The sequence below is a fragment of the Quisquiliibacterium transsilvanicum genome (assembly GCF_014202215.1).
In the GTDB taxonomy this organism is placed as follows: domain Bacteria; phylum Pseudomonadota; class Gammaproteobacteria; order Burkholderiales; family Burkholderiaceae_E; genus Quisquiliibacterium; species Quisquiliibacterium transsilvanicum.
Genome location: NZ_JACHGB010000009.1, coordinates 1 through 21,228, shown reverse-complemented (window position 1 = coordinate 21,228; position 21,228 = coordinate 1). Strand labels below are relative to the sequence as shown.

At 67.7% G+C, this 21,228-nt stretch carries 22 protein-coding genes and 1 tRNA gene; 7 read left to right on the top strand and 16 right to left on the bottom strand.

Annotated features, from left to right (window positions below):
* Nucleotides 1–7: 7 nt before the first annotated feature.
* The 4 genes from HNQ70_RS19170 to gspG are packed head-to-tail and all read right to left on the bottom strand — an operon-like array spanning nucleotide 8 to nucleotide 1,992.
* Nucleotides 8–637, bottom strand: a complete 630-nt coding sequence (locus tag HNQ70_RS19170; RefSeq protein ID WP_183970694.1) for a prepilin-type N-terminal cleavage/methylation domain-containing protein — start codon at nucleotides 635–637, stop codon at nucleotides 8–10.
* A 41-nt stretch (nucleotides 638–678) separates the two neighbouring features.
* Nucleotides 679–1,110 (bottom strand): type II secretion system minor pseudopilin GspI, encoded by a 432-nt coding sequence (gene gspI, locus HNQ70_RS19165; protein WP_183970693.1) that lies wholly within the window; start codon nucleotides 1,108–1,110, stop codon nucleotides 679–681.
* Nucleotides 1,079–1,555, bottom strand: coding sequence for a type II secretion system minor pseudopilin GspH (gspH, locus tag HNQ70_RS19160; protein ID WP_343060838.1), 477 nt, complete (start codon nucleotides 1,553–1,555; stop codon nucleotides 1,079–1,081). The genes gspI and gspH overlap by 32 nt, the downstream gene beginning before the upstream one ends.
* The gene (gspG, locus tag HNQ70_RS19155) at nucleotides 1,543–1,992 is read right to left on the bottom strand and encodes a type II secretion system major pseudopilin GspG (protein ID WP_183970692.1); all 450 of its coding nucleotides are present in this window, start codon (nucleotides 1,990–1,992) and stop codon (nucleotides 1,543–1,545) included. The genes gspH and gspG overlap by 13 nt, the downstream gene beginning before the upstream one ends.
* Before the next feature lie 115 nt (nucleotides 1,993–2,107).
* Between gspG and HNQ70_RS19150 the strand changes: the two genes are divergently transcribed.
* The 5 genes from HNQ70_RS19150 (at nucleotide 2,108) to HNQ70_RS19130 (ending at nucleotide 5,081) form a co-directional block, all read left to right on the top strand.
* Entirely contained in the window at nucleotides 2,108–2,872 is a 765-nt protein-coding gene (locus tag HNQ70_RS19150; RefSeq protein WP_183970691.1) for a type II secretion system protein N, read from the top strand.
* Between the two features lie 99 nt (nucleotides 2,873–2,971).
* On the top strand, nucleotides 2,972–3,625 hold the full coding sequence (locus tag HNQ70_RS19145; protein WP_183970690.1) for a TetR/AcrR family transcriptional regulator: 654 nt from the start codon (nucleotides 2,972–2,974) through the stop codon (nucleotides 3,623–3,625).
* Entirely contained in the window at nucleotides 3,622–4,416 is a 795-nt protein-coding gene (locus tag HNQ70_RS19140; protein WP_183970689.1) for a thymidylate synthase, read from the top strand. The genes HNQ70_RS19145 and HNQ70_RS19140 overlap by 4 nt, the downstream gene beginning before the upstream one ends.
* A complete protein-coding gene (locus HNQ70_RS19135; protein ID WP_183970688.1) occupies nucleotides 4,416–4,964 on the top strand; it encodes a dihydrofolate reductase in 549 nt (182 codons plus the stop codon). The genes HNQ70_RS19140 and HNQ70_RS19135 overlap by 1 nt, the downstream gene beginning before the upstream one ends.
* Nucleotides 4,965–5,005: 41 nt before the next feature.
* A tRNA-Arg gene (locus HNQ70_RS19130) sits at nucleotides 5,006–5,081 on the top strand.
* 85 nt (nucleotides 5,082–5,166) lie between these two features.
* Here the strand turns inward: HNQ70_RS19130 and HNQ70_RS19125 are convergent.
* The 4 genes from HNQ70_RS19125 to HNQ70_RS19110 form a co-directional block, all read right to left on the bottom strand.
* Nucleotides 5,167–7,158 (bottom strand): putative bifunctional diguanylate cyclase/phosphodiesterase, encoded by a 1,992-nt coding sequence (locus HNQ70_RS19125; protein WP_183970687.1) that lies wholly within the window; start codon nucleotides 7,156–7,158, stop codon nucleotides 5,167–5,169.
* 199 nt (nucleotides 7,159–7,357) lie between these two features.
* A complete protein-coding gene (locus tag HNQ70_RS19120) occupies nucleotides 7,358–7,879 on the bottom strand; it encodes a flavodoxin family protein (protein WP_183970686.1) in 522 nt (173 codons plus the stop codon).
* 7 nt (nucleotides 7,880–7,886) lie between these two features.
* The gene (locus tag HNQ70_RS19115; protein WP_183970685.1) at nucleotides 7,887–9,353 is read right to left on the bottom strand and encodes a UbiA family prenyltransferase; all 1,467 of its coding nucleotides are present in this window, start codon (nucleotides 9,351–9,353) and stop codon (nucleotides 7,887–7,889) included.
* Nucleotides 9,354–9,393: 40 nt separating this feature from the next.
* Nucleotides 9,394–10,083, bottom strand: a complete 690-nt coding sequence (locus tag HNQ70_RS19110) for a TetR/AcrR family transcriptional regulator (protein WP_183970684.1) — start codon at nucleotides 10,081–10,083, stop codon at nucleotides 9,394–9,396.
* A 171-nt stretch (nucleotides 10,084–10,254) separates the two neighbouring features.
* On the opposite strand from HNQ70_RS19110, the gene HNQ70_RS19105 reads away from it, so the two are divergent.
* Together HNQ70_RS19105 and HNQ70_RS19100 are read left to right on the top strand one after the other, a co-directional pair.
* Nucleotides 10,255–11,409 (top strand): acyl-CoA dehydrogenase family protein, encoded by a 1,155-nt coding sequence (locus HNQ70_RS19105; protein WP_183970683.1) that lies wholly within the window; start codon nucleotides 10,255–10,257, stop codon nucleotides 11,407–11,409.
* A 121-nt stretch (nucleotides 11,410–11,530) separates the two neighbouring features.
* Nucleotides 11,531–12,310 (top strand): enoyl-CoA hydratase-related protein, encoded by a 780-nt coding sequence (locus HNQ70_RS19100; RefSeq protein WP_183970682.1) that lies wholly within the window; start codon nucleotides 11,531–11,533, stop codon nucleotides 12,308–12,310.
* Between the two features lie 179 nt (nucleotides 12,311–12,489).
* On the opposite strand, the gene HNQ70_RS19095 is transcribed toward HNQ70_RS19100, so the two are convergent.
* The 8 genes from HNQ70_RS19095 to HNQ70_RS19060 all read right to left on the bottom strand — a co-directional run bounded on the left by HNQ70_RS19095 (nucleotide 12,490) and on the right by HNQ70_RS19060 (nucleotide 21,068).
* Nucleotides 12,490–13,671: an ABC transporter substrate-binding protein gene (locus HNQ70_RS19095; protein WP_183970681.1), complete on the bottom strand. Its 1,182-nt coding sequence runs from the start codon at nucleotides 13,669–13,671 to the stop codon at nucleotides 12,490–12,492.
* Nucleotides 13,672–13,720: 49 nt separating this feature from the next.
* The gene (locus tag HNQ70_RS19090; RefSeq protein WP_183970759.1) at nucleotides 13,721–15,547 is read right to left on the bottom strand and encodes an AMP-dependent synthetase/ligase; all 1,827 of its coding nucleotides are present in this window, start codon (nucleotides 15,545–15,547) and stop codon (nucleotides 13,721–13,723) included.
* A gap of 95 nt (nucleotides 15,548–15,642) precedes the next feature.
* Complete coding sequence (locus tag HNQ70_RS19085; RefSeq protein ID WP_246435157.1) at nucleotides 15,643–16,419, bottom strand: ABC transporter ATP-binding protein; 777 nt, start codon at nucleotides 16,417–16,419, stop codon at nucleotides 15,643–15,645.
* The gene (locus HNQ70_RS19080) at nucleotides 16,419–17,177 is read right to left on the bottom strand and encodes an ABC transporter ATP-binding protein (protein WP_183970679.1); all 759 of its coding nucleotides are present in this window, start codon (nucleotides 17,175–17,177) and stop codon (nucleotides 16,419–16,421) included. Before HNQ70_RS19080 ends, HNQ70_RS19085 begins: the two co-directional genes overlap by 1 nt.
* A 4-nt stretch (nucleotides 17,178–17,181) precedes the next feature.
* On the bottom strand, nucleotides 17,182–18,258 hold the full coding sequence (locus tag HNQ70_RS19075) for a branched-chain amino acid ABC transporter permease (RefSeq protein WP_183970678.1): 1,077 nt from the start codon (nucleotides 18,256–18,258) through the stop codon (nucleotides 17,182–17,184).
* Nucleotides 18,259–18,271: 13 nt separating this feature from the next.
* Nucleotides 18,272–19,147, bottom strand: coding sequence for a branched-chain amino acid ABC transporter permease (locus tag HNQ70_RS19070; RefSeq protein ID WP_183970677.1), 876 nt, complete (start codon nucleotides 19,145–19,147; stop codon nucleotides 18,272–18,274).
* Nucleotides 19,148–19,342: 195 nt separating this feature from the next.
* Nucleotides 19,343–20,497: an acyl-CoA dehydrogenase family protein gene (locus HNQ70_RS19065; protein ID WP_183970676.1), complete on the bottom strand. Its 1,155-nt coding sequence runs from the start codon at nucleotides 20,495–20,497 to the stop codon at nucleotides 19,343–19,345.
* 82 nt (nucleotides 20,498–20,579) lie between these two features.
* Nucleotides 20,580–21,068, bottom strand: coding sequence for a response regulator (locus tag HNQ70_RS19060; RefSeq protein WP_183970675.1), 489 nt, complete (start codon nucleotides 21,066–21,068; stop codon nucleotides 20,580–20,582).
* Between the last annotated feature and the right edge of the window lie 160 nt (nucleotides 21,069–21,228).

The following is a 21,228-nucleotide window of genomic DNA, read 5'->3' as shown; positions in this document are numbered from 1 at the left end:
CGCATGCTCAGTCCCTCACCGGAAAGACGCGCAGCACGCGCTCGCCGTTGTCGCGCTCGACCAGCATCTCGATCCCGGTGATCTCGAGTTGCGCGGGCGGCAGGCCGCCGGCCTGGACCAGCGCCGCAGAAGGCAGCCAGCCGCGTCCTGCGACCCAGCCGCGGACGTGAAGCGCGGCGACGCCGCCGATCAGCGGCTGCCAGGTCATGGGGGGCTGGGGAACCATCGCGTCGGGCCGCGCCATCGCGAACCCGCCGAAGCCGCGCTCCAGGACGCCGCCCCGCAGGCGCCACACCACGCGCTGCAACTGGGCCTGGCCGCTTTCCGGGGGCAGCTCGCGCAGCAGGTGCATCGCGGGCGGCGCGCCCTCTTGCTCCACGACGAAGCCGATGGCGGGAACGCCCGGGTTCAGCAGCCGAGTCGGCCAGGATCGCCGCAGGTCGTCCTCCAGCTGGGTGAAGGTCACCGACAAGGCCCTGAGCCCATCCGAGCTCTCGGTGATGTGCTCTCGCCCCCTGAGCACCGAGTCGAGCCCGCGCCAGCCGAGCACGGCGAGCACGGCCATCAGCGTCACCGCGATCAGCAGCTCGATCAGCGTGAAGCCGCGCGCATGCCGGACGGTGCTCCGGGGCGTCACGGTGCGAACCGCAGGCGGGCGCCCGCCGGCTGCGCTGCGCATCACGGCAGGTTGGTCGCGAAGCCGACCAGCCGCGCGTGGCGGTGCCCGCTGGCCGGGTCGTGCACCGAGACCTCGACGCGGCGGAACGACGCGTTCGGCGTGGCGAACACGTTCTCGCGGCACTCCAGCGCCACGCCTGCCTGGCTGCAGTCGAAGCGCGAGCTGCCGACGGCGGGCCATTCGGCCTGCACGCGCATCCGGGACAGCCGGTTCTCCGCGCTCCACTGCGCAAGCGTGCGCGCCCTGAGATCGGCGGTGCCCTGGGCGAGCGAGCCGATCGCCCGCAGCGAAGCCATCAGCGCCACCGAGACGATGGTCAGCGCGACCAGCACCTCGACCAGCGTGAAGCCCGCCGACCGGCGCGCCGCGGGCGCGCGTCGCGCATCGGACTGAGCGGACTCAGGGGCGGACTTCGAAGTAACCGAGGCCATTGGCGGAGATGAGCACGCTCGCATCGTCGCGCGCGAGCCTGAGAGTGAACGGAACGTCGACCGAATCGCGGCCGAACTCGACCTCGGCGCGCCCATCCGGGCGCTGCACCGAGAGGCTCGTGGGCTGGTCCCAGGCGCGCGCGCGCAGATCCGTGTCGTCCGCCAGTGGCTGCCAGCGCCGCTCGCGCAGGACCAGGAAACGGTAGCCGGATTCGTCGGCCTGCAGCCGCAGCGGCTGGCCGCGCACCTGGGCCTCTTCCCGGGCCAGCGAAAGGAGCTGCGCCAGCCGCTCCGCCTCGAAGCGCAGCCCGCGCTGCGCGCCAGGCAGCCCGTTGATCGCGACCATGGACAGCGCGATTCCGGCGATGACCAGCGCCACCAGGAGCTCGATCAGGGTGAAGCCGCGCTGGCGCGGCCGCGGACGGCGCAGGCTCAGAGGCTCCACGAGCCGACGTCCCCGTCGGCGCCCTCGCCGCCAGGCTGGCCGTCGGCGCCGAAGCTGAAGACGTCGATTTCGCCGCGCACGCCAGGGTTCAGGTACTGATAGGGCTTGCCCCAGGGATCCATGGGGAGTTTGTCGAGGTAGGACTTCCAGTTCGCCGCCTCGGGACCGGCGGACGGGCGCGAGACCAGCGCCTGCAGGCCCTGTTCAGTGGTGGGATAGCGCTGGTTGTCGAGCCGGTACAGTTTCAGCGCCTGCATCACCGCTGCAATGTCCTGCCGGGCCGCGACCGCGCGGGCCTCGTCCGGCCGGTTCATGACCCGCGGGACCACCAGCGCGGCGAGCACGCCGAGGATCACGATCACGACCATGACCTCGATCAGCGTGAAGCCGCGCATGCGCTTCGCGGCTGAAGGCTGGGGTCGGTTCGTCGGGGCCATTCGTCGTCTCCGGAAACGTGCTGTAAAGAGTCGCGGCTATCATACCAGCGGGGTCCCGGGCCCCCGGCCCCGCGGCGCAAGGCGCGCGCGGCCGCCCGCCCCAACCAGGCTCAGCATGCGCACACGTCCTTTCCCGCCCCTCTCCTCACTCGGCTGGCCGGCCTGGCTCGGCACGCTGGCCGGCGTCGCCGTGCTGTGCGCGATCGCCGCCTGGTGGATGCTGCAGCTGCTCGCGCCGGCAGCCCCGATCGCCCCGGCAGCCTCCGCGGGCGGCGTCCAGGCGCTGCCCGAGCTGCGGCTCGCAGCGCATCTATTCGGCACGGCCGCCGGGCCGCAGGGTGCGGTAGCGGCAGCGCCGTCGAACATCTCGGTGCTGGGCGTCCTCTCCGCGGAAAGCCGCGGCAGCGCGATCCTCTCGGTGGACGGCCAGCCCCCGAGGGCGTTCGCGGTCGGCGAGGCGGTCACGCCCACGCAGACCCTGCTCGCGGTCAATGGGCACACCGTGCTGATCGGCGAGAACGGCCGCCAGGTGGAACTGGCCGCGCCGGAGCGCTCGTCGCTGTCCCTGCTCAGCAACGGCCCGGCGCGCCCGGGCGGGCTCCACCCCGGATTCACCCCGCCATCCGGATCGGCGCCCCGGATCGCCCGGCCGCTGGGCGCCTCGGGCGGCGGGTCGGTCCCGGCGATCACCGCGCCCCGGCCGGGCTACACGCCGCCGGCGAGGCCCGGCGCGATCCCAGGAATCGTCCCGGTGATCCCGCCGGCCCAGGGCTTCGATGCGCCGGCCGCGTCCGCGCCCGAGGCGGCCGCCAGCGTTCCCGGCACGCCCCAGGGCATCGCCCTGCCGGGAATCCCCGGCGCGGGCGGGGCCGATCGCTGACCGGCGGTGCGCTTCCGATAAAATTCCGGCCTGACCGACCGGTCAGCCTCTGGTCCATCGAGTCCGAGGGATCGGCTGGTCGCAACCGGGGAACTCACCTTGTCCACTGCCACCGTCCCCGCCAGGAAGTCCTTTCGCGAGACCCAGTTCGAGGTCCGCGAGGAAGCGATCCTCGCGGCCACCAACCGGCTGCTCGCGTCACGCGGCTACGAGCTGATGTCGATGGACGACATCGCCGCGGAAGTCGGCATCGCCAAGGGCAGCCTCTACAGGCACTTCGAGTCCAAGGAGGCGCTCGCCGCGGCGGTGATGGTGCAGTTGCTCGAACGCACGCAGGAGGCGCTGGCCGCGCTGCCCGCCGACCTGTCGGCCCGCGGCAAGCTCGCGCAGCTGCTGCGTTGGACGCTCGCCGAGCGTCTGGCTGGCGGCGTGCCGCACCTGCCGTCGACCAGTCCCACCCTGCGCGACAGCCTGCTGGCGAACCGCGCCTACATGGACCGGCTGATGGCCTTGTCCGAGGCGGTCGGCGGCATGATCCGCCAGGCCCGGCGCGATGGCCACTTGCGCGCCGACATGAGCGAGGAGTTCGTCCTGTTCACGATCTACGCGCGTTCCTGCGACCCCACGATGGACTTCCTGAAGGCGACCGGAAGCCTGAGCGACGAACAGATCGTCGAGCAGATGGTGTCGGCCTGCTTCGACGGCATCGGCGCCACCGGCCCGGCCGCAACCTCCGACGGAGCCAAGCGATGAAACCCTACCTCGACCTGATGCGGCATGTGCTCGAGCACGGCGCGGACAAGGCGGACCGCACCGGCACCGGCACGCGCTCGGTGTTCGGATGGCAGATGCGCTTCGACCTGTCGCAGGGCTTCCCGCTGGTCACCACCAAGAAGCTGCACCTGCGCTCGATCATCAACGAGCTGATCTGGTTCCTCAGCGGAGACACCAGCACGCGCTGGCTGCGCGAGAACGGCGTGAGCATCTGGGACGAATGGGCCGACGAGAACGGCGAGCTGGGCCCGATCTACGGCTATCAGTGGCGTCACTGGCGCACGACCGACGGCGGGGAAATCGACCAGATCTCGGACGTCATCGATCGCATCCGCAAGGACCCCGATTCGCGCCGGCTGATCGTTTCCGCGTGGAACGTCGCCGACCTGCCGAAAATGGCGCTCGCGCCCTGCCATGCGTTCTTTCAGTTCTACGTGGCAGGTGGCCGGCTGTCCTGCCAGATGTACCAGCGCAGCGCCGACATCTTCCTCGGCGTGCCCTTCAACATCGCCTCGTACGCGCTGCTGACCCACATGGTTGCGCAGCAGTGCGACCTCGAGCCCGGCGACTTCGTCTGGACCGGCGGCGACTGCCACCTGTACTCCAACCACCTCGAGCAGGCGCGCGAACAGCTCGCGCGCGAGCCCCATCCGCTGCCCCGGCTCGAGATCCTGCGCCGTCCGGACAGCATCTTCGACTACCGCTTCGAGGATTTCGCGGTGCATGACTACCGCGCGCATCCGCACATCAAGGCACCGGTGGCCATCTGATGGCGGCGTCCTCACCGCGCCCGCGCGTCACCATCGTCGTTGCGCGCGCGCGAAACGGCGTGATCGGGCACCGCAACGCGCTGCCATGGCGCCTGCCGGAGGACCTGCGGCACTTCAAGGCGGTCACCACCGGCCATGCCATCCTGATGGGACGCAGGACCTTCGAGTCCATCGGCCGCGCACTGCCCGGCCGGCGCACCATCGTGGTGACCCGCAATCCCGACTGGCGCCATGAAGGCTGCGAACGCGCAGCGTCGCTGGACGAGGCGATCGCGATCGCCGCCCGCCCGGGCCCCGATCCCGCAATCGCCACCGACGAGGTGTTCGTGATCGGCGGCGCGCAGTTGTACCGCGAGGCGCTGCCCCGCGCCGACCGCGCGCTGGTCACCGAGATCGCGCTCGAGCCGGAGGGCGATGCCCACTTCGCGGCCCTGGCCCCGCCGCACTGGACGCTGCGCGCCTCGCGCGCCGAGGTCTCCGCGAGCGGCCTGGCCTACCGGATCGAGGACTGGGAGCGCAGCCGTGCCGAAGGCGCGGACACCGGCTGAACCCCTGCCCGCCACGTCGACTCCGGTAGAATTCCGGCTTCGCCTCCGTAGCTCAGTGGATAGAGCATCTCCCTCCTAAGGAGAGGGTCGCACGTTCGATTCGTGCCGGGGGCGCCAACGATCCGGGGCCGGCAAACGCTGGCCCCTATTCGTTGCGGCACGACGCTGTACTACGCCTGCCCGGACTGCGAGGCGCGCTACTTCAGGCTGCGCCGCTGGATGATGCGGCTGTCGCGCGGCCGCGCCTGAAAGGGACGATCGACACCGCAGCGTGTTCCCGCCCATTCATCCAGGCCTCGAAGGCCTCGAGGGGCACCGGGCGCTGGATCAGGTAGCCCTGCATCTCGTCGCAGCCGAGTTCCCTCAGCATCGCCGCCTGGCCTTCGGTTTCCACGCCCTCGGCCACCACCACCCGCCGCAGGCTGTGCCCGAGCGCGATCACCGACTTGGTGATCTCGATGTCGTCCTGGTCATGCGGCAGGTCGCAGACGAAGGAGCGGTCGATCTTGATCGAGTCGATCGGGAAGCGGCGCAGCCAGGCCAGCGACGAATGGCCGGTGCCGAAATCGTCCAGCGCGATCCGTACCCCGAGCGCCTTGAGCTCGTGCAGCAGGCCGGCCACCCCGGCCGCGTCCTGCATCACCATGCTCTCGGTGAGTTCCAGCTCGAGCAGGCGCGGATCGAACCCCGTCTCCTCGAGCGCCCCGCGGATGTGCGAGACCAGTTCAAGGTCGCGGAACTGCCTCGGCGACAGGTTCACCGCCACCCGCAGGCTGCGCCCCGCATCCATCCAGCGCCGCCCCTGCCGGCAGACCTCATCGATCGCCCAGCGCCCGATCGGCACGATCAGGCCGGTCTCCTCGGCGACCGGAATGAACTGATCCGGCGGAACCAGCCCGCGCTCCGGATGGTGCCAGCGCAGCAGCGCCTCGGCCCCGGTGATCCTGCCGCTGCGCGCATCCACCTTCGGCTGCCAGTAGACCCCGAACTGGCCGGCCTCCAGCGCGCGGCGCAGGCTGGTGGCCAGCTGCATCCGATCGAACGCGCTGCGATGCAGCTCCGGCGAGAAGTAGCCGATGGCGCGTCCGCCGGCACGCTTGACCCGGTACATCGCCAGGTCGGCCTGCTGCAGCAGGGTATCGGCGTCGGCGCTGTCGTCTGGAAACACGCTGATGCCGATGCTCGCCGACAGTTCGAACTCCCGGCCCTCGACGGGGATTGGCCGCGACAGGGCCTCGAGCAGCCGCTGCGCGACGGCCTCGGCGCCGCCGTCGTCGCAGCCCTCGACCAGCACCAGGAACTCGTCGCCGCCCAGCCGCGCGAGCGCATCCTCGCTGCGCACCGCCGCGAGCAGCCGCTGCGCGATCTCGACCAGAACACTGTCGCCAACCGCATGGCCGAGCGTGTCGTTGACCTGCTTGAAGCCGTCGAGGTCGATGAACATCACCGACACTGGCCGGTGCTGCCTGCGCGCCCGCGCCAGCATGTCCTGCATCTGCCGGGCGAGCATGGTGCGGTTCAGCAGCCCGGTCAGCGGATCGTAGTGGGCGAGGTGGAACACCCGCTCCTCGGCACGCTTCTCGGTGGTGACGTCGCGCGCCACGCCGCGGTAGCCGGCGAAGCGGCCGGACGCGTCGTAGACCGGCTCGCCGCTGATCGATACGTACTGGTCCTCGCCGGTGGCCAGCGGCCGGCGGTAGACGACGTTGCTGAAGGTCTCGTGCCGCTCCAGCATCTCGCGGTGCGCGCTCCAGTCGTAGCCGACCGGCTCGATGCCCTCGATCTCCCAGCGCCGCACTCCCGCAAGCTCGGCCTTCCCCATTGCGAACTCGCCTCGATGGGAAATCACCGACACGAACCTGAACTCGGCGTCCTGCTCCCAGAACCAGTCGGAGCCCAGCCGCGTCAGCGCGCGAAAGCGCGCCTCGCTCGCGGCGAGCGCGCGGGTGCGCTCGGCCACCCGCGATTCGAGCAGGTCGCGCTCGCGAGCGAGATCGACGTAGAGCGACTCCATCTCGCGCGAGACCATCTCCTGGGAGCGCTCGCTCACCCGGCGGTCGTCCTCGGCCTCCTGATAGGAGCGGCTGATGAGATTGAGCAGACCGGTCCAGCCCGCTTCGTCCGGCACGGCGCCGGCGCCAAGCGACAGCCGCTCCAGTTGCGCGAGGAGCGCGGCATGCAGCGGCTTCGTCATCGGCAGCCCCCGTTGCGGAACAATGGCTCCGCTGCCGGACTGGCCGGCCGCATCGGCGCAACAGTGTTCGACGTGTGTGCATTCTTCATGCCAACCCGGATTCGACGACAGGCCGAGCCGCAAGGGCAGCGCGCGTGGAGAATCGGCGGGCGGCGCCCGACGGACGGGAGCGCGCATGGCCCGTGCCGCGCGCGGCGCTCTACCAGAGCCCCATCGAAAGACCCGCAGCGAGGCCGCCCCCGACCTGCCCAGCACGCTCGAGATCTTCCGGCGGGATCCGCTTGGGCGCGAGGATCGCCTCGGGCGTCTGCGCGTGGGTGCAGACGATCAGCGGCTCGGACACCCGCCGCAGCCGCCACCCTGTGGCGATGCGGTCGATCTGGCGCGCTGCGCCCTGGCCGTCCGAGCCCGCGCAGACGATGCTCGCATACGGGCGGCCGTTGATCCGGTCGAGCGCGGCGTAATAGCTGCGGTCGAAGAAATCCTTGAGCATTCCCGACATCGAACCGAGGTTCTCGGGTGTGCAGAACAGGTAGCCGGATGCCTCGAGCACCTGCTCAGGCCGCGCCCGGTCGGCGCGCAGCAGCAGGACCTCGAGCGCCTCGCCGTCGGCGCCAGCTTCGGCAGCGGCGCGCGCGGCGGCGTCCCGCGCCGCGCCAGCGAGCTGCTCGGTGCCCCCGGTCATCGACCACCAGACGATCAGCAGCGGCCCGCGCGCCATCGCCGCCTCACTCCAGGTGCAGCAGCGCTGCGCAGGCGAATGCCAGCCCGATCGCCGCCACCAGCCAGCGGCTCACCGGATCGCGCAGGGCGAAGACCAGCGGGTCGTCGTCCATGGCGCCGCGCGCGGTCATCAGCCACAAGTGTGACAGCCAGGCCAGCAAGCCCACCAGCATCAGCCACAGCAGCCGGGGCGCCGCATAGCGATGGGCGATCTCCGCCGATTCGACGTACAGCGCGAGCACCAGCACCGCGGCCACCGAGGTGGCGGTGCCGAGCGACTTCAGAACCTCGTAGTCACCCGCTTCATAGCCCCGGCCGCGCGCACGGTCCACCTCACGCGCGCGCATCGACACCAGTTCCGCGCATCGCTTGACGGTGGCAAGGCTGAAGAAGAGGAAGACCGAGAAGGCGAGCAGCCAGAACGACACCTCGACGCCGACCGCGGCGCCGCCTGCCAGGATGCGAATGGTGTAGAGCGCGGCCAGCGCGATCAGGTCGAACACCGCCTGGCGCTTGATGAAGAGCGAGTAGGCGAGCGTCAGCAGCCCGTAGGCGGCGAGCCAGGCCGCCAGCGCGGAGGCGACGAGCGCGGCGATGCCCAACCCAGCCGCGAACAGCGCCACGGCGGCGGCCACCCCGGACGAGGCCTTCAGTTCGCCGCTGGCAAAGGGACGCCGATGCTTGGTGGGGTGCCGGCGGTCCGCCGACAGGTCGAGCAGGTCGTTGACCAGGTAGCCGCCGGAAGCAACGCAACCGAAGGCGACGAAGGCCAGCAACGCCGCGAGCACGGCGGCCGGCTCGGTCACCAGGAAGGCGGTCAGCAGCGGCACGAATACCAGCAGGTTCTTCAGCCACTGATGCGGGCGCAGCGCCCTCAGCCAGGCGCGCGCGCCGCCCCCGCCCGCGCCGGGGAACACCTCGGCCACCTCCGCCTGCGCCCTGGCGGCAGCTTCCACCGACGGCGACGCAGCAACCACCACGGCCTGGCTGGCGGCCGCGAAGATGCGCACGTCCTCCGGCCCGTTGCCGCAGTAGACGAAGCCGCCAAGCCCCGCATGCTCGCGGATCGCCGCGAGCTTGTTTGCGCCCTTCAGGTTGTGATGCCCGTCGCTGGCCAGCACACCCGAGAAGAGCCCCAGGTGGGCCGCCACCTGCTCGGCGAGGCTTCGCTCGGCAGCGGTGGCCATCCAGACCCGCCGGCCCGACCGCACCTGCGCCTCGAGCCATTCGAGCAGGGGCCGGTTGTAGGGCAAGGCCGCCACGTCCACGTTGCCGACACCGGCAAGCGCACGCTTCATCGCCGCCCGGCCGGCGGCCAGCGCGCCCAGGCCGCGCAGCGCGGCGAACGGGCGCAGACGCAGGCCGGACAGCAGGCTCTCCCAGAGCAGGTCCGAATGGATGAGCGTGCCGTCGAGATCGACGTAGATCGGCGGCTGGTCGGCGCCAGCGCCAACCTCTTGGACATGGGTCATGCGCCGATTATAGGGAGCCCGCGCAGCGAGCCCGCGCCGCCTATCTGCGCCGCCCGCCCCCATCGATGCGGGCCTCCAGGCGATCGAGCCGCTGCCGCAGCGAGTCGACCGAGGCCTGCGCTCCAGGAATCTGCCAGCCCTCGAGCAGCATCCTCACGATCGCCTGCGCCGTCTGGCCGGGATCGAAGTCGCGCTGCCGGTCGACCTGGTTCCAGACGATGTGCTCCAGCCCGCCGAACAGCATGTCGCGCGCCAGCACCGGGTCAAGATCCGCCCTGAGCTCGCCACGCTCGATGCCGTCGGACAGCGTCTTCAGCAGGAACCTGCTGTAGCGGCGGTTCAGCGCATGGAGCGTCGAGCCGAAGTACGCGGCCTGGCCGCGCGCCTCGCGCGCGATGATCCGGCCCACCCCCGGATCGTCGAGCGCGATCTGCAGATGTCGGGCCACCAGATAGCCAAGCCGTTCGCGGGTTCCGTTGATCGCGTCGAAACGCGGCTCGATGTCCGCGATCAGGCGGTCGTAGAACTCGGCCAGCACCGTGTCGAACAGGTCCCGCTTGTTGCGGAAGTAGGTGTAGATGGTGCCCTCGACGCAGCCCGCGCTCCGCGCGATCTCCCTGACCGAGGCCGCCTCGAAGGGCTTGACCGAAAACACCTCGCGCGCCGCTGCGAGGATCTCGGCGCGCCTGGCCGACTTGCGCCGTCGCGGCAGGAAAGCTGGAGCTGTCATCCTGGGAATAATGAATCCGGTTCAAGCAGATCAAGCTGCTCTCCGGAAGCGTTCCGGAGGAGGTGAATCTGCTGCGCCGCATCTTGACGAAACCGTCCCATTAGAGCACTTTAATGAACGCGATTCAATATCGACACAGTCTCCTCCATCCCCTCGTTTCCGGAGTCACGCATGCCCTCGCTCTACACCGAGCAGCACGTCCAGATGCAGGACGCACTCAAGAAATTCATCGAAACCGAGATCAACCCCTTCGTCGACGAATGGGAGAAGGCCGAGATCTTCCCCGCTCATGAGGTCTTCGGGAAGATGGGCAAGCTCGGCTTCCTGGGCGTGAACAAGCCAGTGGAGTTCGGCGGCCTGGGCCTCGACTATTCGTATGCCGCGGCGATGAACGAGGCACTCAGCCACATCAGCTGCGGCGGCATCCCGATGGCCATCGGCGTGCAGACCGACATGGCCACGCCCGCGCTGGCCAAGCACGGCTCCGACGAGCTTCGCAAGGAGTTCCTGGAGCCCGCGATCTCCGGCGAGTACGTCGCCTGCCTCGGCGTCTCCGAAGTGGGCGCCGGCTCGGACGTCGCCTCGATCAAGACCACCGCGCGCAAGGACGGCGGCGACTACGTCATCGACGGCGGCAAGATGTGGACCACCAACGGCACCCAGGCCGACTGGATCTGCCTGCTGGCCAACACCTCGGAGGGCGGCGGTCACAAGAACAAGTCGCTGATCGTCGTGCCGATGAAGGCCAAGGGCGTGTCGGTCGCCAAGAAGCTGAAGAAGGTGGGCATGAACGCGTCGGACACCGCGCAGCTCTACTTCGACAACGTCCGCGTGCCGCAGCGCTACCGCGTCGGCGACGAGGGCATGGGCTTCATCTACCAGATGCAGCAGTTCCAGGAGGAGCGCCTGTACGCCGGCGCCGGCTGGACCAAGTCGTCGATGATCATCCAGGAGACCATCGACTACCTGCGCGAGCGCCAGGCGTTCGGCAAGCCGCTGCTGCACAACCAGTACATCTACTACAAGCTCGCAGAGCTGCAGACCGAGGTCGAGGCCGTGGGCGCGCTCTTCCACAAGGCGGTCTCGCTCTACATCGAAGGCAACGACGTGACCCAGCTGGCCTCGATGGTCAAGCTCAAGGGCGCGCGAGTGGCGCGCGAGGTGGCCGACTGGTGCGTGCAGTTCTGGGGCGGCATGGGCTACGTCGAGGAGACCCGCGTCAACCGCTTCTGGCGCGACACCCGTCTCGGCTCGATCGGCGGCGGCGCCGATGAAGTCATGATGGGCATCATCGCCAAGGGCATGGGCCTGGTTCCCCGGGGCTGACACACCCCGATTCCCGGACCGCCCGGCCTGCGCCGGGCGCAAGCCCCGTCTTACAATCCCCCCGCTTCCCGAGCCCGGCGCCGCCGGGTTCACGCAACCACATCCCGACACCCGAGGCCCCATGAGCGAACCCAACGTGCTGTACACGACCGAAGGCTCGGTCGCCACGATCACCCTGAACCGCCCGACGGTGCTCAACGCGCTGAACCGCGACCTGATGCTCGAGCTGCGCCAGTGCTTCGAGCGCGCGCGCGACGACGCCAACGTCCGCGCAATCGTGCTCACCGGTGCCGGCCGCGGCTTCGCTTCCGGCGCAGACCTCGGCGGCGGCGGCGGCCAGCGCATGGACTCGGGCACCACGCTGCGCACCCTCTACCACCCGGTCATCACGATGATGCGGGAAATGCCCAAGCCCATCGTGGCTGCCGTCAACGGCGTAGCCGCCGGCGCCGGCATGAGCCTGGTCATGGCCTGCGACATCATCCTGGCCGGCCAGTCGGCCAGCTTCCTGCAGGCCTTCTCGCGCATCGGCCTGATCCCTGACGCCGGCGCAACCTGGTTCCTGCCGCGCCTGGTGGGCGACATGCGGGCCCGCGCACTGGCCATCCTCGCCGACCAGATTCCCGCGGACGAGGCGCAGCGTCTCGGCATCGTCTGGAAGGTTTTCGCCGACGACCAGCTGATGGCCGAGGCCGGCAAGATGGCCGGCAAGCTGTCGACGATGCCGACCCGCGCCTACGCCATGATCAAGCAGACGCTCAACGCCACGCATGCCAACAGCCTTGCCGACCAGCTCGAGCTCGAGGCGCTGCTGCAGACCGAGGCCGGCCGCACCGAAGACTTCGCCGAAGGCGTCGCGGCTTTCCGCGAGAAGCGGCCCGCGCAGTTCAAGGGCCGCTGATTCCCCGGGGATCGAAGGCGGGGCCTGCACCCGCCTGTGTGCGTTCCGGCCGGGCGCACAACGGGAAAGAGGCGCCGATGGCGCCTCTTTTCGCGAGCCCGCCCGAAGGCGCTTTCATTCCCGAGGCCGCCCGAAGGCGCCTCCTGTTACGAGCTCGCCCGAAGGCAGGCTGGCAGCGGTCAGGCCTTCAGGAAGTCCGACACGGTCACCCAGCGGCCGTTACGGATCTGCTGCAGGCGCGTCTGCATGTTGCCCTGGCGGGTGGTAGGCGTCCAGCCGTACTCCGGCGTGCCTAGGAAGGTGCGCGGATAGGTCAGCGCCTCGAGCGTCTTCACGAAGCTCTCGGAACTCAGGCCCGGACCGGCCTTCTGTGCGGCGTTCACGAACATGTCGACCATGTGCCAGCCCGACACTGCCCAGAGATCGGCCTCTTCCTTGAAGCGCGCCTGGTACTGGTCCATCCAGTCATTCAGCAGCTTCGAGTTCTGCGGGTTGTCGCGGTAAGGGGTGGGCGTCTCGCTGGTCGCGTAGAGCCCCTCGACCGCCTTGCCGCCCGCCTTCGCCACCGCCGGCATGTAGGCGGCCGAGCTGCCGAAGAAGTCGGCGGTGATGCCGAGCTGCCGACCCGTGGCCATCGCACCGATCGTCTCGCGCACGATGGTGCCCAGCACGATCAGGTCGGGGTTGGCCGCGCGCAGCTTCTGCATCTGCGAGCCGAACTCGGTGGCGCCGCGCTTGTAGGTGGTCTTCTCGACCAGCGCCATCTTGTTCTCGCCCAGCGCCTTCTCGGCGCCGCGCAGGATCTCCAGGCCGAACTCGTCGTCCTGGTGCAGGATCGCGACCCGCTTGTATCCGTTGACGCGCAGCAGCTCCTTCAGGCCAAGCTCCACCGCGTACTGGTAGGGCACGAAAGAAGCGAACTTGAGCTTGTGGAAGGGCTCGTAGTTGCCCTTGTGCGCGGTCACCGGGAACAGGTGCGGCACGTTGCGCTCGATGCACAGCGGGATGGTCGGCAGCGACACCGGGGTGCCGATCGAGCCGATCATCGCGAAGATCTTGTCCTGCGACAGCAGCTTCTGCGCGCCCAGAACGGCCTTCTTGGGGTCGTAGCCCGAGTCCTCGATGGCGATCTTGAGCTTGCGGCCATGGATGCCGCCGGCGGCGTTGACCTGCTCGGCGCGCAGGATCATGCCGTTCTGGATGCCCTTGCCCAGCGTGACTGCCGGGCCCGAAAGATCGAGCAGCGAACCGATCACGATCTGGTCCTTGCTCACGCCCTGCGTGGCGCCGGCCAGACCCGGGAGAGCGAACACGGCCGAACCCGCTGCTGCGGCAGCGAGGAATTCCCTGCGTTGAGTCATGACTTGCTGATGCTCCTGCTTCTATCGATGGAGAGGGAGGCTGCGGATCTCATTCGCCCGATGCGTACATCGAGTCGATGAGTCCCATGTATTTTTCGTTGACCAGCTTGCGCTTGAGCTTCATGGTCGGCGTGAGCTCTTCGTCTTCCGCCGTGAGCTTGTGTTCGATCAGGCGGAACTTCTTGATCTGCTCCACCCGCGCGAACTTGCCGTTCACCCGGTCGATTTCCGACTGGATGAGCGCCTGCACCTCCTGGGTGCGGCACAGGCTGGCAAAGTCCGAGAACGGCACGCTGCGCTCCTGCGCGTAGTTCTCGACGTTCTCGTGATCGATCATGATCAGGCAGGTCAGATACGGCCGCTTGTCGCCCACCACCACTGCGTCGGTGATGTAGGGCGAGAATTTCAGCTCGTTCTCGATCTCCGAGGGCGTGACGTTCTTGCCGCCCGCCGTGATGATGATGTCCTTCATCCGGTCGGTGATCCGGAAGAAGCCTTCGTCGTCGATCACCCCGACGTCGCCGGTGTGCAGCCAGCCGTCCTCGTCGATCGTCTCGCGCGTCTTCTCGGGCTGGTTCAGGTAGCCCATGATGACGTTGCGGCCCCGCACCAGGATCTCGCCCTCGTTGGAGAGCTTCATCTCGTTGATCTCAGTGGGCCGACCGATCGAACCGAGCTTGAACGCGCCGGGACGGTTCGCGGTGCCGCCGCCAGTAGTCTCGGTCATGCCCCAGACCTCGTACATCTCGACGCCCAGCGCGTAGTACCACTTGATGAGCTCGGGCGAGATCGGCGCCGCGCCGGTCACTGCGAAGCGGACGTTGTGCATGCCGATCGAGCGGCGCACGTTGTTCAGCACGAAGAAGCGGCCCAGGCGGTTGGCCAGAGCCAGCCCGCCGGAAACCGGCTTGCCCGCGAAGCGCAGTTCGGCGACCTTGTAGCCGACACCCAGGGCCTTCGCGTAGGCCCAGCGCTCGAAGGGCGTGGCCTCCTTCATCCGGATCATGATCGCCGAGTAGAACTTTTCCCAGATGCGCGGCACCGCCATCATCACCGAAGGAGAGATCTCGCGGACGTTCTCGGCCACCGTCTCCGGGTTCTCGACGTAGTTCAGGCGCGCCCCGGTCTCCAGCGACAGGAACTGCCCGAACATCCGCTCGGCGATGTGACACAGCGGCAGGAAGCCCATCTTGTCGTCGTCGGCGGTCTGCTCGATCTCGGTGGGAAAGTGTTCCATCACCCACAGCAGGTTCGCGTTCGAGACCATCGCGCCCTTGGGCTTGCCCGTGGTGCCCGAGGTGTAGACCAGGATCGCCAGGTCGTCCGCCTTGCGGCTCTGCAAGCGCTTGTCGAACTCGCCCGGGTGGGCGCGGTCGTACTCCGCGCCGGCCGCCTCGAGCGCCGCCAGCGACATCACCTGCGGATCCTGGAAGTGCTGCAGGCCTTCCATGTCGAAGACGACGATCTTCTTCAGCCTGGGCAGCCGGTCCCGGACCTCCAGCACCTTGTCCAACTGCTCCTCGTCCTCGACGAAGATGAGACTGGAGCTGGAGTCCCCGGTCAGATATTCGACTTGCTCGGCAGCGTCGGTCGGATAGATGCCCGAGGACACGCCGCCTGCGCAGAGGATCCCGTAGTCGGCGTAGGACCACTCGCGCCGGGTGTTGGCAAGGATCGACGCGGTGTCGCCCGGCTGGAAGCCCTGCGCCGCGAGGCCCATCGCGATCGCGCGCACGTGCGCGCCGAACTCGTCCCAGCGGACCTCTTTCCAGATGCCGAGTTCCTTCTGCCGCAGCGCCACCTTCGGGCCGCGCTGCTGCACGGCGTTCCAGAATTTCTGCGCAACGGTCTCTCCCGGCAGATCCGTCTGGCGCATCGCGGGTGCGGGCCCGGACAACTTCGCGTTGCGCGCAGCCCCGCCCGAATCCGTTCCTGTCTTCAATGCCATCTCCATCGCATTCCCCTTGCCGCTCAGCGCCACTGCTTCTTCTTCTTCCAGCGCTTCTCGCCGCGCACGTTGTCCGCGGACATGCCGAGATAGAACTCCTTGATGTCCTCCTTCTCGAGCAGCCGCTCGCGCGTGTCCTGCATCACCACCCGCCCGACCTCCAGCACGTAGCCGTAGTCGGCGGTGGACAGCGCGATGTTGGCGTTCTGCTCGACCAGGAGCATCGTGGTGCCCTCCTCCTGGTTGACGCGCTTGATGATCTCGAAGATCTCCTTGACCAGCTTCGGCGACAGGCCGAGGCTCGGCTCGTCGAGCAGCAGCAGCTTCGGGCGCGACATCAGCGCACGCGCGATCGCCAGCATCTGCTGCTGGCCGCCCGACAGCTGTCCGGCCTCCTGGTGCTGGCGCTCGCGCAGGATCGGAAAGTAGACGAACATGCGCTCGATGTCCGGCGCAACGCCGTCCCGGTCCTTGCGCGTGTACGCCCCCATCAGCAGGTTCTCGCGCACGGTCAGCAGCGGGAACACCTCGCGCCCCTCGGGGACGTGGCTGATGCCCCTGCGCACGATCCAGTCCGCGTTCTTCCGCTGGATCTCCTCGCCGTCGAACCAGACGGTACCCTTCTGCGGATCGATGATCCCGGAAATCGTCTTGAGGATCGTGGTCTTGCCCGCGCCGTTGGCGCCGAGCACGGTGACGATGGCGCCCTTGCGCACCTCGAGGCTGACGCCCCGGATCGCCTGCACCGGACCGTAGCTCGACTCGATGTTCGCCAGGCGAAGAATGACGTCGTTGCTCATCATTCCCCCAGATATGCCGCGATGACGTCGCGGTTCGACTGCACTTCGGCAGGCGTGCCTTCGGCGAGCTTGCGGCCGTAGTTCACGGCCAGCACGCGGTCCGACACCCGCGACACCAGGCTCATGTCGTGCTCGACCATCAGCACCGTGATGCCCAGATCGTTCTTGATGTCCTTGATCCAGAACGCCATGTCGGAGGTCTCCTCGACGTTCAGGCCCGACGAGGGCTCGTCGAGCAGCAGCATCTTGGGCTCGGTGCACAGCGCGCGCGCCAGCTCGACGACCTTGCGAATTCCGTAGGGCAGCCCCGACACCATGCTCTCGCGGACCGACTGCAGGTCGAGGAAATCGATGACCTTCTCGACCCGCTCGCGGTGTTCCAGCTCGCGCCGCTTCACCGACGGCAGGAACAGCAGCTCCGACAGGAAGCTGCCTTTCGCATGCGCATGGCAGCCGATCAGCAGGTTCTGCAGAACCGTGGCGTGCTCGAACAGCTCGATGTTCTGGAAGGTCCGCCCGATGCCGTAGCTCACGACCTTGTCTGGAGGCACCCCGGTGAGATCGCGATCCTCGAAGACCACCCGGCCCGAAGTGGGCGCGTAGATCAGGCTGATCATGTTGAAGATCGTGGTCTTGCCGGCGCCGTTGGGTCCGATGATCGTGTAGACCTCGCCCTTGTTGACTTCGAAGCTCACGTCGTCGACGGCGGTCAGGCCGCCGAAGCGCTTGGTGAGGTTTTCAACCTTGAAGAACGTCATGGCCCTAGTGCACCCGTTCGGATTTCTGATACGACTTCTGCCGCATGAACATGCCGCGCTTGTAGAGCGGGAAGAGCGAGAAGTACGTTCGAATCTTGATCCAGCGCCCGTAGATGCCCTGGGGCTCGAACAGCACGATGACGATCATGATCACGCCGAACAGCGTGCCTTTCAGGCCCGTCTGCTCGGATACCGCCTGCGGCAGGTAGTCCTTCAACACCGAGATCAGCTCCGGCAGGCCGATCACGAAGATCGCGCCGAACACCGCGCCGTGCAGCGAGCCCATTCCGCCGATGACGATCATCATCAGGAACTCGATCGACATCGCGATGGTGAACTGCTCCGGGCTCAGGAAGCGGATCTGGTGAGCGTAGAGCGCACCGGCCAGGCCAGTGATCGCCGCGGAGAGGGCGAAGCTCAGCGTCTTGTAGCGCGAGAGGTTCACGCCCATGCTCTGCGCCGACACTTCCGAGTCACGGATCGCGATGAAGGCCCGCCCGGTGTGCGAGCGCAGCAGGTTGAACACTGCGAAGCCTGCAATCACCGCGCAAACCATGCACAGGTAATAGAAGCCCCAGTCCGTCTCGATCTTGCCGAACAGCAGCTTGGGCTGCGACACCAGCAGGCCCGAGTTGCCGTGCGTCACCGATTCCCACCGCGCGAGGATCTCCTCGACGATGAAGCCGAACGCGAGCGTGGCGATCGCCAGGTAGATGCCGGAGAGCCTCAGCGCAGGCAGGCCGATGATCACGCCCGCCGCCGCGGCGAGCAGCACCGCGATCGGCGCCGAGACGACGAACGGGAAGCCCTTGGCCTGGAGGATGGCCTCGGTGTAGGCGCCGATGGCCAGGAAGGCCGCGTGTCCCATCGAGATCTGTCCGGTGAAACCGGACAGCAGCATGAGGCCGAAGCCGACGATGCTGTAGATGTAGATGAACACCAGCTGCGTGCGGTAATAGTCGGGCAGCACCCAGGGCGCGATCAGCAGGAAGGCCAGCAGCGCCATGTACCAGGCAGCTGACAGGCCATGCTTGAAGAGCCGGAGATCCTGCTCGTAATGGGTCTTGAAGATGAAACGCATGGTGCGGGTCCTGTCAGACTTTCTTGCGACGCATCTCGGCGAAAATGCCGGACGGCCGAATCATCAGGACCAGGAGCACGACCACGTAAGCCGCCACGTCCTTGAACCCCTCGGGAAGATAGAAGCCTGCGTAGGACTCCACCAGGCCGATGATCAGCCCCCCGACGATGGCGCCGGGAATGCTGCCGAACCCGCCGACCACCGCCGCCGGGAATGCCTTCAGGCCGATGAAGCCCATGTTCGTGTGAACGAAGGTGATCGGCGCCAGCAGGATCGCGGTGAACGCCGCCACGCCGGCCGAGATGCCCCAGATCAGCGTGTTGATGCGGCGCACGGGGATGCCCATGTAGTTCGCCGCCAGCTGGTTCTGCGACGACGCCTGCATCGCGATTCCGACCCGGGTGAACTTGAAGAACAGGAACAGCCCGGCGCACAGCAGCGCTGTGAGCACGATGATGGCGATGTGGTCCGTAGAGACCACCAGGTCGCCAAGCCTCAGCGTGCCGTCCGAGTACGGCGCCTTCAGCGCGTAGGTATCGGTGCCCCAGCCGGGAACCATCGACGCCACGCCGCGCATCACGTAGCCCGCCGCCAGCGTGATCATCACCGCAGCGAAAGTGGGCTGCCCGATGATCGGCACCAGCAGGACGCGGTTGAATACCGCACCCACCAGCGCAAGCACCAGGACGGCGAAGATCACCGCGAGCCAGAAGGGAAACCCCCATATCACCGCAAAGGTGAGCGCGACGAACCCACCCAGCATCATCACGTCGCCCTGGGCGAAGTTGACGACCTCGGTGGCCTTGTAGATCAGGACGAAGCCCAGGGCGATGAGCGCGTAGATGCACCCGATCGCTACGCCGGCAATCGTCAGCTGCAGGATCTCCATGTCTCCGGTTCGCTCTCGTAAAGGTTGGACCGGGGCGGAGTCTACATAGAGGGCCGCTGAAAAAACTGCGCACCCCGACGCTGCAGATGCGTTTCTCGGGTTATCCCTGATCCGAAAAAACGAAGGGACGCCGCAGCGTCCCTTGGAGCGATCATCGCCCCGGCGCACGCGCCGCGGCGAGCCGGATCACCAGACTCATTTCGGCACGGCCAGGCCCATCGAACGGGTGATCACTTCCTTCATGATCTCGTTGGTGCCGCCGTAGATGCGCTGGACGCGCGCGTCGCAGTAGGCACGTGCAATCGGGTACTCCCACATGTAGCCGTAGCCGCCATGCAGCTGCACGCACTCGTCGATCACCTTGCACTGCAGGTCGCTGACCCAGTACTTGGCCATCGAGGCAGTCGCGGTGTCCAGCTTGCCGACCAGCAGCAGCTCCATGCACTTGTCGACGAAGACTTGGGCGATCTGCACCTCGGTCTGCATCTCGGCGAGCTTGAAGCGCGTGTTCTGGTAGGCGGAGACGGTGGTGCCGAACACCTTGCGCTCGCGCACGTAGTCGAGCGTCCAGTTGATCGCCGCCTGCGCATTGGCCACGCCGCTGATCGCGATCTGCATGCGCTCCCAGGGCAGCTCCTGCATCAGGTAGATGAAGCCCTGGTTCTCCTCGCCAAGCAGGTGCGAAGCCGGAACCCGGACGTTGTCGAAGAAGAGCTCCGACGTGTCCTGCGCCTTGAGGCCAACCTTCTTGAGCCGCTTGCCCTTCTCGAAGCCCGGCATGCCGCGCTCGACCATGAGCAGGCTGGTGCCCTTGGCCCCCGCCGAAGGGTTGGTCTTGGCCACCGTGATCACCACGTCGGCGTGGAAGCCGTTGGTGATGAAGGTCTTGGAACCGTTGATGACGTAGTGGTCACCATCGCGCAGCGCGGTGGTCTTCACGCCCTGCAGGTCCGAACCGGCGCCCGGCTCGGTCATCGCGATGGCGCCGATCATCTCGCCGGAGGCCATCTTGGGCAGGTAGCGGCTTTTCTGTTCCGCGGACCCGTAGCGAAGAATGTACGGCGCAATGATCTCCGAGTGCAGACCGAAGCCCAGACCCGTCGCGTTCACCCGGCCGCACTCCTCCATCATGATCATGGAGTAGAGCTTGTCGGCCCCCGAACCGCCGTACTCCTCGGGCATCGAGGTGCAGAGGAAGCCGTTGGCGCCCGCCTTCAGCCAGACCTCGCGATCCACATAGCCCTGGTCTTCCCACTGGTCGTGGAACGGGACAACCTCGTTCTCGAGAAACTTCCGGAAAGAATCACGAAACAGGTTGTGATCCTCGGTAAAGATTGTGCGTTCGATCATCGAGTCTTCTCCAGGAGGTCGCTCAGGAAGGGAGGTGCGAAACCCTAAACTATAGCGGCTGGCGACGCCGATGCGCGGGCGGTCACAGGTCGATATGCAGGCTTTCGGCACGACGCGCCCGCACGACCGCCTCGAGCAGCGGCAGGACAAAGGCCGCCTCGTCGAACGGCTTCTGCAGCAGCGCGGTATCCGGCGGCATCACCGCACGCACCGAGGCGAGATCCGACTCCCCGGTGACGATGATCGCAGGCACCGTCGCCCCGATTAGGCGGCGGAGTTCCTGAACGCAAGCCGCCCCGGAGAGCTGCCCAGGGAGCCGGAAGTCGGTGATCAGCGCATCGGGAATCCGCCCGGCAGCCTCGACTTCCGGAGCCAGCTCTTCGAGAGTGGCGCCGCCGGCATGGATCACTCCCCAGTCGTCCAGCAGATCCTCGATGGCCCGGCGCGCTTCCCGATCATCCTCCAGGAGAAGCACGTACGCCCCCCGCAGCTGACTCAACGCGTCCGCCCCGACCGGCGCCGCGTGACGCACCACGACCCCGGGATCGCTGAGATACGCCCCGGGCAGCATCAGCGTGAAGCGCGAGCCTCTGCCGAGGCGCGAACGCCAGCGCAGCTCGTGCGTCGGCAGCTGGTTGAACCGCCCCGGCTTTCGCGGAGGCTCTTTGGGTTAAGTCAGGCCACCACCTCGGTGATCTGACGGGTGATTTTCCGGTAATAGTTTGCCTCAG